At 68.0% G+C, this 12,933-nt stretch carries 12 protein-coding genes; 3 read left to right on the top strand and 9 right to left on the bottom strand.

Annotation, left to right across the window (positions count from 1 at the left end; genetic code table 11):
* Positions 1–37: 37 nt before the first annotated feature.
* Positions 38–601 carry a TetR/AcrR family transcriptional regulator gene (locus ACWGIC_RS01135; protein ID WP_452073845.1) on the bottom strand — a complete coding sequence of 188 codons (564 nt, stop codon included), beginning with the start codon at positions 599–601 and terminating at the stop codon, positions 38–40.
* A gap of 106 nt (positions 602–707) precedes the next feature.
* Between ACWGIC_RS01135 and ACWGIC_RS01140 the strand changes: the two genes are divergently transcribed.
* Positions 708–1,412 carry an alpha/beta fold hydrolase gene (locus ACWGIC_RS01140; protein ID WP_452073846.1) on the top strand — a complete coding sequence of 235 codons (705 nt, stop codon included), beginning with the start codon at positions 708–710 and terminating at the stop codon, positions 1,410–1,412.
* A 407-nt stretch (positions 1,413–1,819) separates the two neighbouring features.
* Here the strand turns inward: ACWGIC_RS01140 and ACWGIC_RS01145 are convergent, their stop codons facing one another.
* Entirely contained in the window at positions 1,820–2,836 is a 1,017-nt protein-coding gene (locus ACWGIC_RS01145; protein WP_452073847.1) for a CapA family protein, read from the bottom strand.
* A 215-nt stretch (positions 2,837–3,051) separates the two neighbouring features.
* Between ACWGIC_RS01145 and ACWGIC_RS01150 the strand changes: the two genes are divergently transcribed.
* Complete coding sequence (locus ACWGIC_RS01150; RefSeq protein WP_452073848.1) at positions 3,052–5,463, top strand: endonuclease/exonuclease/phosphatase family protein; 2,412 nt, start codon at positions 3,052–3,054, stop codon at positions 5,461–5,463.
* Between the two features lie 90 nt (positions 5,464–5,553).
* On the opposite strand, the gene ACWGIC_RS01155 is transcribed toward ACWGIC_RS01150, so the two are convergent.
* The 6 genes from ACWGIC_RS01155 to ACWGIC_RS01180 form a co-directional block, all read right to left on the bottom strand.
* Entirely contained in the window at positions 5,554–5,925 is a 372-nt protein-coding gene (locus tag ACWGIC_RS01155; RefSeq protein WP_452073849.1) for a hypothetical protein, read from the bottom strand.
* A complete protein-coding gene (locus tag ACWGIC_RS01160; RefSeq protein ID WP_452073850.1) occupies positions 5,922–8,672 on the bottom strand; it encodes an FtsK/SpoIIIE domain-containing protein in 2,751 nt (916 codons plus the stop codon). Before ACWGIC_RS01160 ends, ACWGIC_RS01155 begins: the two co-directional genes overlap by 4 nt.
* A gap of 7 nt (positions 8,673–8,679) precedes the next feature.
* A complete protein-coding gene (locus tag ACWGIC_RS01165; protein ID WP_009084637.1) occupies positions 8,680–8,928 on the bottom strand; it encodes a hypothetical protein in 249 nt (82 codons plus the stop codon).
* 5 nt (positions 8,929–8,933) lie between these two features.
* Positions 8,934–9,194, bottom strand: a complete 261-nt coding sequence (locus ACWGIC_RS01170) for a hypothetical protein (RefSeq protein ID WP_009084635.1) — start codon at positions 9,192–9,194, stop codon at positions 8,934–8,936.
* Between the two features lie 371 nt (positions 9,195–9,565).
* Positions 9,566–9,943: a YybH family protein gene (locus ACWGIC_RS01175; protein ID WP_452073851.1), complete on the bottom strand. Its 378-nt coding sequence runs from the start codon at positions 9,941–9,943 to the stop codon at positions 9,566–9,568.
* A gap of 42 nt (positions 9,944–9,985) precedes the next feature.
* On the bottom strand, positions 9,986–10,744 hold the full coding sequence (locus ACWGIC_RS01180; RefSeq protein ID WP_452073852.1) for a TetR/AcrR family transcriptional regulator: 759 nt from the start codon (positions 10,742–10,744) through the stop codon (positions 9,986–9,988).
* A 128-nt stretch (positions 10,745–10,872) separates the two neighbouring features.
* On the opposite strand from ACWGIC_RS01180, the gene ACWGIC_RS01185 reads away from it, so the two are divergent.
* The gene (locus ACWGIC_RS01185; RefSeq protein WP_452073853.1) at positions 10,873–12,363 is read left to right on the top strand and encodes an MFS transporter; all 1,491 of its coding nucleotides are present in this window, start codon (positions 10,873–10,875) and stop codon (positions 12,361–12,363) included.
* Here the strand turns inward: ACWGIC_RS01185 and ACWGIC_RS01190 are convergent.
* Positions 12,332–12,802 (bottom strand): hypothetical protein, encoded by a 471-nt coding sequence (locus tag ACWGIC_RS01190; protein WP_452073854.1) that lies wholly within the window; start codon positions 12,800–12,802, stop codon positions 12,332–12,334. The two genes, ACWGIC_RS01185 and ACWGIC_RS01190, sit on opposite strands and share 32 nt — an antisense overlap.
* Positions 12,803–12,933 lie beyond the last annotated feature (131 nt).

Genomic DNA, 12,933 nt, shown 5'->3' on the forward strand with positions numbered 1-12,933 from the left:
CGTGAGTGTTTATGCCGGTTAGAACCGGCATCGCCACTCACGACACCCCGGTGAGGACGGTGTCGACAAGTCGTTCGAGATAGGCGTCGTCGGCGGATTTCGCTCGGATGAGGGCGTGAAACCAAAGGTTCCCGCCGAGCAGATCCATGACCAGCTCTGAATCCGCGGTGTCGGCGAGTTCGCCTCGGTCGTGGGCACGGTCGAAGACGGCCTGTTCACGGCTGAGGCGATCGGCGAAAAACCGTCCGGCGGCTTCGGCGGTGGCGGGGCGGTCCGGCAGCGCGGAGACGACGGCTGTGATGACGCGCCGGGTCGAAGGATCGGACAGCAGGCGGTAGATCTGCTTCGCCAGTTCGAGGAGATCGCCGCGCAGGGAACCGGTGTCGGGGATCGCGAAGGACAGCTCCGGGGCTTGCACGAGGGCGTCGGCGAGGACCTCGTCCTTGGTCGCCCACGTGCGGTAGATGGTCGTTTTGTGCACCCCTGCCTGCGCCGCGACCGCTTCGATCGTCAGTGCGTCGTAACCGCGTTCGGCCAGCAGCGCGAGGGTCGCGGAGAAGATGGCGTCCGCCTTGCGCGGGCGGGAGGCGGTGCGGTCCATGGCCCGATCCTAGCCAGGTTTGCAGCGGTGCGTTGCATTTGCTGTCGATGTCGTGGTACACCTGCGGAATGCAACGGTCCGTTGCATTTGGGGTGAAGGTGGGGACATGAGCGACGTACTGCCGGTGGTTTTCGTCCACGGCATCCGGTTGTCCGGGGCGTGCTGGCAGCAGCAGAAACGCCTGGCGCGCGGCCGGGTCGCCGCGCCGGACCTGCCTGGACACGGGACGCGGCGCGGGGAAAGGTTCACTCTCGACAGTGCGGTCGACGCGGTCACCGAGGCCATCGACGAGGTCGGCGGCCGTGCGGTTCTGGTCGGGCATTCGCTCGGCGGCTACGTCTCGATCGCGACAGCTGCCCGCTATCCGGATCGGGTCGCTTCCCTGGTGGCGGCCGGATGTTCGCTCGTGCCCGGCGCGGTGCTGCGCGGCGGATTCCGGTTCGCGCGTCGCGGGCTGGCGACTGCTGCTGACGACGGTGCTTCCTTCAGTGCGTGGCTGCTCCGCCGGGTTCTTCCGGCGGAGGTCGCCGAGCCGGTCGTCGCTGCGGGAATCGCTTCCGAGGTCATCCCCGCAGTAATGGAAGCGGCTGCCGGGATGGATCCGCTCTCTGAGCTTACCCGGTACCCCGGGAGGGTAATACTGCTCAACGGCCGCCGCGATCACTTCCGCCTTGGCGAGCGTCGGTTTTTGGCTGCCTGCCAGGACGGAGAGCTGCGGGTCGTGCCGGGGGCTGGCCACTATCTGCCGCTCACCCGCGGAGAGATCTGCGCGCGGGTGGTGGCGGGCCTCGTGAGTGGCAATGCCGGTTAGAACCGGCATCGCCACTCACGACACGCTAGTGCTCACGAGTGGCGAGGCAGGCCGCCTTCCTCCCCTTTCCGCGCTCCCCCGCGCGGTTAAAGGCGGCGCCTCGCCACTCGCGAGGCTTCCCCGGGGCAAATCCGTGGAGCCGCGGTCGCGGGCGAAGCGGAAATTCCCGCGCCCGCGGCTGTTTTCCCGGGTGGTGGCACCCGCGCACTCGACGACGGTCAACCCCCACGTGACCGTGTCGCCTCCCCCGCGGGGTGCTACCCGTGAGCGCCGGTGCAGCCCGAAAGTGTTCTGGGCCACAGTTTCCGTGCTCATCGGTAAGGTACTCCCGCCCAGTACCTGTCGACCCCGGGCTTGAGCTGCATTTAAGGCAGATGCGCCGTCCGGGTGAAGGCCGGATCGGCGGGTCAGCCGCGAAGTCCTTCGACGGTCGCGAAGCCATCACTGACCGTCACGTTGGTGCCGCGGCGCGCGGACAGCTCGACGAACCGCCGCAGCGCTTCGTCGGCTTCGGCTCCCGTCAACGGTACGCATTCGTTGTCTTCGTCGCGGCGGATCGGCACCAATTCGACCCGCATCTGCTCGCCGACGACGCAGCCGGCGAGCAGGCCGTCGCGGTGCCGGTCGCGCATGGCCGGCCAGTCGAAGACGAGGTTGCCCAGGCTGTAGAGGATCGGGCGGCCGCGATACACCTCGACTGGCTGCACGGTGTGCGATCCGTGGCCGACGACCAGGTCGGCACCGGCGTCGATGATGGCGTGCGCGTAGGTCACCTGGTACTCGGCCAGTTCCTCGCCGGGAACGCCCCAGTGCATCGACACCACGACGTGGTCGGCCTCGGCGCGGGCGCGGCGGATGTCGGCGAGCAGCAGCTCCAGATCGCGGCGCACCGGCGTGGTGTGCACGATCGGCGGGCGGCCGGGGACGTCCAGGACGCGCGGATCAGGTTGGTACGACGTGTAAGCGCCCGCCGTGGCGACGCCAGGCGAATCGTCCGTCGCTTCCTGGCCCACCGGCCAGCACAGCGAGGTGTAGGCGAGGAAGGCGATCCGGCCGCCGGGTCGTTCGAGGATCGCCGGGGCGTGCGCTTCGGCGAGGTTCGCGCCCGCGCCGCAATGCGCGATTCCGGCGCGGTCCAGCACGGACAGGCCCGCCATCGCCGCAGCGGGCGGGTAGGTGACGTCGTTGGCCACCGACACCACGTCGATCTCGGCGGCGGTCAGCGTGGCGACCATCTCCGGCGGGGAGTGCCGCCAGTTCGGCTTGTGCGGGATGTCCATGCCGGTCGAGCCGGACAGCGGTCCTTCGAGATTCACGAACCGCACGTCGGCGCCGTTGAGCAGCGAGGCCAGCGGGTGGAACGCCGTTTCCGGGTTCGCGCGGCCCTGCAGGTTGACGTCTCCGCCGAGTACGAGCGTGATCATTGCGTCAACCCGTCCAAAGGAGGAAATCCCTCCAGCTCGTTACGAATCGTTGCCCTTTCGTCTTCCTCCGCTTCGCTTGTTCGGGGGACGATGCCTCGACCGTTGACATGCAGAGGGGACTCAGGGTGACCATATCCCGTCGTCCCGCCGGGGGCCGCAGCGCCGGTGGGGCAAGACTGACCAGAGGCGCGGTTTCCGTCTCCGCCGCTGCTCTCGTGCTTGGCGGACTGGCCGCGCCCGCTTCGGCGGCACCGAGTGCGAACGCCCTGATCGCCGAGGTCTACGGCGGTGGCGGCAATTCCGGCGCCACGCTGACTAACGACTTCATCGAACTGGCCAACCACGGCGGCGCGCCGGTCGCGCTCGACGGTTACAGCGTCCAGTACCTGCCCGCTTCGGCGAGCGCGTCGAGCAAGTGGCAGGTCACGCCGCTTACTGGGTCCGTTGCGCCGAATGGCCGTTACCTCGTCGCGGAAGGGAAGGGCAACGGCGGCACGGTCGCGCTGCCGACGCCCGACGCGACCGGGGCCATCGCGATGTCCGCGACCGCTGGCACCGTCGCGCTGGTGTCCGACAGTGCGCCGCTGACCTGCAAGACCGCCACTGATTGCGCGGCCGACAGCCGGGTGAAGGATCTCGTCGGCTTCGGCGATGCCGTTGTCCGTGAAGGAGATCCGGCCGCCGCGCCGTCCAACACGACCTCGGTCGCACGCGCGGCGACCCTCGCCGACACCGACAACAACAGCACGGACTTCTCCGTCGGCGACCCGACGCCCACCAACACCAAGGGCGAGACCACCGGCACTCAGCCCGGTGAGCCGGGGGTTCCGGCGAAGATCCACGACATCCAGGGCACCACGCGGATTTCGCCGTTCAAGGACAAGCAGGTCGAAGACGTCACCGGCATCGTCACGGCGGTGCGCGGCTTCGGCTCGGCGCGTGGGTTCTGGATCACCGACCCGCATCCGGACAGCGACCCGCGCACCAGCGAGGGCCTGTTCGTGTTCACCGGATCGACCACCCCGGCGGTGGCCGTCGGCGACGCGGTCACCGCGCAGGGCAAAGTCAAGGAGTACTACCCGGACGCGCCCGCGACCTCGAACTACCAGTCGCTGACCGAGCTGACCAGTGCACAGTGGACAGTCGGCTCCTCGGGCAATCCGTTGCCTGCTCCCACCGTGCTGACGGCCGACCAGGTGCCGGACGTGCTGGCCCCGAACGCGGGCGGCAGCATCGAATCGTTGCCGCTTGAGCCGTCGAAGTACTCGCTGGACTTCTGGGAATCGCACGAAAGCGAGATCGTCCAGGTTTCTGACGCGCGCGTCGTCGGCCCGAGCAACAAGTACGGCGAGCTTTACGTGACCACGAAGCCGCAGCAGAACCCGACGCCGCGAGGCGGGACGGTGTACCTCGGCTACGACAAGATCAACACTGGCGTGTTGAAGGTTCAGTCGATCATTCCGTCTTCGCAGCAGGAGACTCCGAAGGTCAACACCGGCGACGTGCTCACTGGTGTCACCTCCGGACCGGTGGAGTACAGCAACTTCGGCGGGTACACGTTGCTCGCGTCGAAGCTGGGTGCCGCCAAGGACAACAAGCTGCAGAAGGAAACCACGCGCAAGCAGCGTCCGGGCGAACTTTCGGTGGCGACGTACAACGTCGAGAACCTCGCACCGTCCGATTCGGACACCAAGTACGCGCAGCTCGCGCACGGCATCGTCGACAACCTCGCGACGCCGGATATCGTTACCCTGGAAGAAATTCAGGACAACACTGGCAAGACCGACGACGGCACGGTCGATGCCGACGAGACGCTGAAGAAATTCACCGACGCGATCGTCGCCGCGGGCGGCCCGCGATATGAGTCGCGGCAGATCAACCCGGTGAACGACGAGGACGGCGGACAGCCCGGCGGAAACATCCGGGTCGGCTTCCTGTTCAACCCGTCGCGGGTGTCCTTTGTGGATCGACCAGGCGGCAGTCCGACTTCTTCGGTGGGCGTGGTTTCCGACCACGGCAAGGCGCACCTGACGCAGTCGCCGGGCCGGGTCGACCCAGGCAACGCCGCGTGGGAGGACAGCCGGAAGCCGCTCGCCGGCGAGTTCGTCTTCCGCGGCCGCACGGTATTCGTGCTCGCCAACCACTTCAACTCGAAGGGCGGCGACCAGCCGACACATGGCCGCTACCAGCCGCCGACGCGCAGTTCCGAGGTGCAGCGGCAGAAGCAGGCGACTGTGTTGCAGGGGTTTGTGGCGCAGCTGCTTAACGCGGACCCGCGGGCGAACGTCGTGGTGGCCGGTGACCTGAACGATTACCAGTTCTCGCCTGCGCTGGCGAAGCTGACCTCGGGTGGGTTGTTGAAGGACCTGATCTCGACGCTGCCGCCGGCTGAGCGGTACAGCTACGTGTACGAGGGGCAGTCGCAGGTGCTTGACCACATCCTGACGTCGGCTGCTCCGCGTGGCGTGGATTACGACGTGGTGCATGTCAATGCGGAGTTCGCTGACCAGGCGAGCGACCACGATCCGCAGGTGGTGCGGTTCCGGCCTTCGGCGGGGAATCCGTTCGCGGACTTCGCGAATGATCTGCTGGACGGGTTTGATCGGGTGTTGCATCGGACGGCGTAGTTAGTTGTCCGTGAGGGGAACCCTGAGGGAATCTGATTCCTTCGGGGTTCCCCTCACGGCTTTTGCCGACGGAGTAGCTCCCGGCTTTGCTCAGCGTTTCGCCCGCCAGCCAAGCCCCAGCACAGCCTGGACCAGCTCCTGATAACTAGGCTTGACCTCCTCCAAATACCGGTCCAAATACTGCGGCCGAGCCGTAGTCACCGGCTGCGGATCGTCCAGCACCTCAACAAAACTCAGCCGCGACACATTGTGCAGCGCCATCTTCCACCACCGGTTCGCGCGCTCGCGAGTTTTCTCCTCGCGATCCTGCGCGGCGGCCACCGCGGCGTGCGCGTCCGCCAGCTGGCGTTCGATTTCGTCCGCTCGCGCCAGTTCCCACGCGCGCAGGCTGTCCGCCGAACCTCGGGCCAGGCCGACGATTTCCTTGTACCGCATAGCGGGGCTGGTGGTTCCCTCGGTCATGGCGTACCTCCCGCGGTCGGCTCGGTTTCGGGGCGCTGGAACGGGATGATGACTTCCGGCGCGCCGTGTGTGGTGCGGTCGAAGAACAACGCGCGGCCTGGGCGCGGCGACCAGTGCACGACCTGGCCCGCGGCGAACGGTGACAGGTCGTTGCCCTGGACGTCCAGTGCGGCCCAGGTGCCGATGTCATCCGTGCCGCCGAAGCCGAGCGTGTCCTTGAGCCGGGCGACGCTTCGCCACCAGCCGATGGTGTGCACGCCGTGCGAGGGGCCGTTTTTGAGCAGGGTGCGCAGATGGTCGAGGCCGCTCTTCAGCTGGCCGACGGCTTTCGCTTCCAGTGACGGCAGCGCGGCGTCCACTCCGTACAGCAGCAGGATGCGTGGTGTGGTGGTGGAAAGCGATTCGGCGATCGAGGCCAACTCGGCTGAAAGGTCTTCGGTGAGCGTCGCGAGATGGCCCTCGGCTTCCAAGCGGCTCTTCAAGTCCAGCACGGCCGGAGAACTGGCCACGATGGGGCAATGCAGCAGGAACTCGACCTGTCCGATTTCCAGTTGCCGGGAAAGCGAACGGGCTGCGGAGTCCATAATGGACAACGCCTCCGCGGTCGCCCCGCCGAGCACCGCGACGTTTCGGCCGGGCACCCGAGGCAGTTCGACACCGCAAGCAGCCTCGGTGACGTCGATCGACTGGCCGAGGATCGCCCGCGGCTGCTGACTCGGCTTGAGTTCCACATACGCCGGGAACTGTTCCAGCACCGGCGAATGCGCACCGTCGAACAGGCGCGGCCGGGTGAACCGGCCGGCATAGAGTTCCCACAGTTTCTGCTGCAGGTTCACGAAAACGTTGCGGGTGCTCGCGTCCGGGACGTGCGCGAGCTGATTGCCGTGTGCGACACCGGAATCGTGGTTGATCACGGCGTGCCACTTGGGTGCGGACACCGCCGCGTTGTTCGTCTCCGCGAGGACCCGGCGGGCTTTCGGCATCGCGATGCGCAGCGTGCACTGTTCGAACACCGCCGGTTTGCCCCAGAAGGCTTCGATGCCCGCGACGTCCTGGCTTGCCAGCACGAGGTGAATACCCTGCGAACGTCCCCGTCGGGCGATGTCTTCGAGCAGTTGCGTGGCCTGCGCGGTCACCTGGTCGCGCCCGGCGAAGAGGTACTGGAACTCGTCGATCACCGCGACGATCCGCGGCCAGTGTCCGCCCGGGTCCTGTTCACGCAGGTCGGCCAGGTTCGTGACCTCGTGCTCCTTCGCCGCGGCGGAGCGGCGGCGCAGTTCGTCGGCGAGGAAACGCAGCAGTGCCAACCCGAATTCGCGGTCGGTGTTGACGTTGACGCCGACCAGTTTCGCGTGCGGCAGCCAGCTGGAGTCCTTGCGGCCGGGCGCGAGACCGGCGAACGAGACGCCTTCCTTGAAGTCCAGCAGGTACAACGCCAGCTCGTCCGGGGTGTAGCGCGCGGCGAGGCTGCCCAGCAACGCGTACAGGAAGTTCGTTTTCCCGGAACCGCTCGGGCCGCCGATGAGCGCGTGCGGGCTCGCGTCGCCGATCACCACTTCGACGGCTTCGCCCTCGTGGAACCCGATCGGTGCGCGCAATTCCCGCGCGGAACTCTCCTGCCCGATCTCGGCGGGCAGCAGATCGGCGAACGACCGCGGGCCGCCCTGGCGAGCGATCAGCGCTTCGGCGATGCGGTTCGCCGCGCGGATCACCTGGCCGGACGGCAGAGGCGGATCCAGATCCACGACCAGGTCGGTGCCGGTCATGCTGCTGACCGCGCGGCGTTCGTCCAGGAGACTGAGGGTTTCGATCGACGCGCTCACCGCGGTGGGCACGTCCACCAGGATCAGGCAGATCCCAGCCGCGAGCGCACCGCTGGCCACGCGTTTGAGGTCGCGCGCGCGTTCCGCGTCGAGGGTTTCGCCGTTGCCGTACAGCACCGCGATCCGGTACGGCTCCAGCCGCTGGTTGGTGGCTTTTCGCAGTTCCCGCAACGAGGTATGGCCCGCTTGCATGCCGGTGGCGTGGATCCGGCGGATGTGCCCGGCGAGTTCGTCGAGCAGATCCTCCAGCCGCGTCGGGTCGTACAGCGACAGCGCGCTCGTGCGGCTGAGCGGGTACAGGTCCGGCAGGATCGCGGTGAGCTGCCCGACGTCCCACAGGTGGATTTTCACCGCGCCGGGCTCGAACGCCGACAGCACGCGCATCAGCAGGCCCTGCACGATCCCGTCCACCACCGGCCGCGTTTTCGGCGCGGACGTGATGGCCAGGTGCGATTCGTCCAGCAGCGGCACGGCGACGTCGAACGTGCGCGAGATGTCGCGGCCTGCCGTGGTGGCCGAACCGACCCGCCACAGCCCGGGCGCGGTGACGCCGGGATTCGTGCCGACCCGGCCGAGCCATTCGCTCGGCGGCCGTCCGGCCGGGCCCGGCGCGTGCGCGGCGACGAGGTCGCGCAACTCGCCGGGACCGGCGCTCCAGTCGGTGTAGAAGGCGGTGCGGGTCCCGCCCAGCGCGGCGAACACCTCGTGCGCCGCCGGATGCCGGGCCCATTCCGTCTGCTGCGCCGGGCTGGCGTGGTCCATGCCGACCCGGACGATTTCCTGTTCCAGCGTCAGCCGCGCCACCTCGGCCTCGGCCATTTCGCGCGCGCCGGTCGCGGCCCCGAGCACGAGCCCGATCTGGTGCCGGACCCGGTCGAGGGCGGTTTGCACACGGTTGCGTTGCTCGGCTGCCTTGCTGGCCATCTCATCCCTACAGGCGTGACTGGTATCCGCCCACTAAATCGTCGGCGGCGGCTAAACGGGTGAGGAGATGCTCGAGCGCCTCGTCGGCCTGCGCCAATTGCCCAGGCAGCCACGGATCTGCCTTGGCCTGTGCGTCGACGAGTGCGCGCCGGGCGTCGCCGAGCAGGGTCCTCGCCCGCTCGGCGTGCGCCCGTCCGTCGCCGACCCCCGCTCGCGCGGCGGTGAGCAACTGGTGGATTTCGGCGAGCCCCGACATCGGCGTTAAAGCCGCGCCGAGTAGGAATCGGCCGACGAGATGCCGGCCTGGATGGTGCTCTGCATGCCGGTGATCCCTTGCAGTGCCTCGGCGAGCAGGCCGTGCGCCTGGTTCACCTCGTGCTGGCTGCTGCCCTGGGTGGCTTGGGACAGCGACAGCTGTGCTTCTTCGAGTGCCTGCGCTGCCTGCTGCAGCGCGGCGATGCTCGCGGACGCTTTCTCGTTCGCGAGCGCGATACCAGCGCGGATCTCTTCCACTCCGGCCATGGGGGCGGGCTCCTCGGTGCGTCATGGGCTGAAACGACCACATACAAACTTAGCGTGATCAGGTGTCTTCGGTAAGTAAGTGAGAACGGGAGAATCGACAAAGCCCCGGACGCGGTCGGCAGTCCGGGGCCTGTCTTGCGTTGGCTTCCGTGGTGCGCACGCGGGGCCTCGAACCCGTGTTTCAGCCTTCTGACCTGCGGGTTCTCGGTGCGCGCGCGACGGCCAACGCCTCGGTCAAAACGGTATTCGTGACACCGGGGAACCTCTCCGGACGGGTACGAACAAGTCTGCGGCGAAGCCTAGCGGGTAGGACCGTTCGGCCGATCCCAGCCCCTGTCGCGGTTGCGGACAGCGACAGTCCGCCCCCCGGTTCAGCGAGCCCCGGCCGGATTCGGGTCGTCGCCGAGGTAGGTGCCGTACCCCTCGACGACGAGCGGGCCGTCGAAGACCAGGACCTCGTTGACCAGCCCGCCCTTCTGGTTGCGGTAGTTGATGACCAGCGCGCCGAGTCCGACGTAGACGCCGAGGACCTCGAAGCGGAGGTCGGGAATGCGGCGCAGGCCTTCGGCCCAGTACGCGCGCAGCGCCTCCTTGCCGCGGATCACGCCGTCGCCGCCGATCACCTGGACCGCGACCGGGGACCGGAAGGTCACGTCGTCGGCGAAGTGGGTCATCAGGGCGTCGAGGTCGTGGGCGTTCCAAGCCTTTGCCCAGTGGTCGGCGAACTCTTGAGCTGCGCTGTGGTCCATGAACGAATTCTGCCAGCGTCCGAGGGGTGGGACGGCCCGCCGTCAGAGCACTCCCCGGCGCGCCAGATCGGCCGCGATCCCGTCCAGGACACCGGAAAGCCCGGACGCGAACAGTTCGTCTAGATCCCACGGGTCGGCCATGGCCCGCATCGCCTTGCCGAGCCGAGGGTACGCGTCAAAGCTCGGGCGGTGCTTCGGTGCGCCGCGGCGTTCCGCCTCCACGTCGCTGACGTAGGTGAGCGCCACGCCTTGCACGTACGAGGCGAACAGGAACATGTACCGGAACGCGTCCGCCGGGTCGAGGTCGAGACCGTCGAAGGCGGCGAAGGCGTGCTCGCTGTCCGCGGAGAGGGCCGGGCTGTCGTGAGTTCGGGTTGTCACCAGGACTTTCGCCAGAATCCACGGGTGCCGGTGGTAGAGGTCCCAGTCGCGGTAGGCGGCGCGCTCCAGTCCTTCGCGCCAGTCGCGCGGCGGGGTTTCCGGCGGCGGGATTTCGGTGAGCGCCGCTTCGACCATCAGCGCCACCAAGTCGTCTTTGGACGCGACATGCCGGTAAAGCGCCATGGTCCCCGCACCGAGTTCGGCCGCCACGCGGCGCATCGACAACGCTTCGAGCCCTTCGGCGTCCGCGACCGCGATCCCCGCCTGCACAACGCGCTCGACGGTCAGCTGGCTGCGGTCCTCTTCGGACTCCGCCTTGCGCGCCCGGTACGCCTTCGCTTGGCAGGCGCGGGAGCAGTATTGCCGCGGCCGGCCCCGCTCCGGAGCGGCGAACGGCTTCCCGCAGGACGCGCAGTTCACGCGAGACACCTCTTTTCGTCACACCTCATCGGGCCGTGCGGAAAGTCTAGCCCGTCGAGAAACGACGCGACAAAGGTGCTGGCTAAAAGGCTTTGAGTATCGGCGGCGAGCATGCGTACTTTGTACGCATGCTCGAAGAAACCACCCCCGCTAAAGCCGGGCTACGGGAATGGGCCGGGTTGGCCGTCCTGCTGCTTCCGTGCGTGCTGGCCTCGATGGACATGTCGGTGATGTTCGTTGCCATGCCGTCGTTGACCGCCGATCTGGAGCCGAGCGGTTCGCAGCTGCTGTGGATCATGGACTCGTACGGCTTCCTGCTGGCCGGCCTGCTCATCACCATGGGCACGCTCGGCGACCGGATCGGCCGCAGGCGGCTGCTGCTCGCAGGCGCAGCGGCGTTCGGCGGCGCGTCCGTCCTAGCCGCCTTCGCCTCCACTCCGGCCATGCTCATCGTCGCCCGGATGCTGCTCGGCATCGCCGGTGCGACGCTCGCACCGTCCACCCTCGCGTTGATCCGCACGATGTTCCACGACGCCCGGCAGCGCGCGACCGCGGTCGGCCTGTGGACGGCGGGGTTCGCGGGCGGCGCCGTGCTGGGCCCGATCATCGGCGGCCTGTTGCTCCAGCACTTCCGCTGGGGCTCGGTGTTCCTGATCAACGTGCCGGTGATGGTTCTCCTGCTCGCACTCGGCCCGCTGGTGCTGCCGGAACACCGGACGCCCGCGGCCGGGCGGTTCGACCTGCTCGGCGCGGTGCTGTCGATCGGGTCCGTGCTCGGAATCGTCTACGGCGTCAAGCAGATCGCCGCGCACGGGTTCGGCTGGCTGCCAGTCGCGAGCTGCGTCGCGGGCCTCGCGATCGGCGTGGCCTTCGTACGCCGCCAGCGCACCGTCGCGCACCCGCTGATCGACCTGGCGCTGGTGCGGTCGCGCGCGTTCGCGGTGCCGTTGCTGATCGACCTGCTGGCGACGTTCGCGCTGGTCGGGTTCAACCTGTTCACCTGGCAGTACCTCCAGGTCGTGCTGGGAATGAGCCCGCTGGAGTCGGCGCTGTGGTCGCTGCCGACGTTCGCCGTGATGCCCGTCGGGATCGCGATCGCCGCCACGCTGGCCGCCCGGATCGGCAAACCGCGGGTAATGGCGATCGGCCTGCTGGTCGCCGCGGCGGGATTCGGTCTGCTGACGCTGCCACCGCCCGGAGTCGGGTACTTCATCGCGGCGCTCACTGTGGTGTCGCTCGGCATCGCCGGAGTCGCGGCGGTGGTGACAGACGTGATCCTGTCCGCCGCGCCCCCGCAGCGTGCCGGAATGGCTTCGGCGATGGCGGAGACGTCAGCGGAGTTCGGTGGTGCGATGGGAATCGCGCTGCTGGGAAGCATCGGCGCGGCGGTGTATCGCGCGGCGATGTCGTCCGAGCCGTCCGATTCCGGGAAAACCCTGGAGTCCGCGGCGAAGCTCCCGCCCGGCGACGCGTTGCGCGAGGCGGCGTTCGCGGCCTTCGGAACGGAGACCCGAGTGGCAGCGGGGGTGTGTGCGGCGCTGACTCTCGGCGCGGCCTTGCTGATCGCGCGCGTGACGGCAGGGAGCATCAGTGCGCGATCAGGTCGTACAGGTAGTTGACGCCGACCCCGAGCGGAATCGAGAACGCCAGACCCGCACCGAAGAACCACCACTGCTGCTTGGAGCCTTTGCGCGCGGCCTGCTGCTGCGCGGCGTGGACAGCTTTCGCCATCACTTCTCGAACAGCGTCAGCCTGAGCTTTGTTCAGTTCGACGAGCCGCTGGTTTTCTTCCGCCTCGGCGCGGACGCGTTCGAGGGCAGTGGTTTGGAGCTTCAGCTCTGCGTTGATCTCGTCGATGAGCGAAGCCGACGACGCCAGGTTGTCGCGGAGCTGGTTGATCCGGTCGGTCAACGTGGGACGAGGCGGGAGGGCTAGTTGTTCTTCATCGGGACGTTCGGTGCGCCGACGTCCGATGTAGGTCAGCAGGTAGCTGATGACAGCGCCAAATCCGGCAATGGGTATCGCTGAGTCGCTGAGCATGGCCAGCAAGACGCTCAACACAGGACGCGACCCCTTTCGCCTTGGCTGCTACGAGAGGTCGCGAACGTTCTGCCTGCCGTTGCACGCGAGGGAGCTGCGTTATCGCACTGTGTTCTGTGGTCTCGGGAGGCTGCCCAGGACCGCATCCG

It is taken from the genome of Amycolatopsis sp. NPDC054798, from assembly GCF_053611505.1.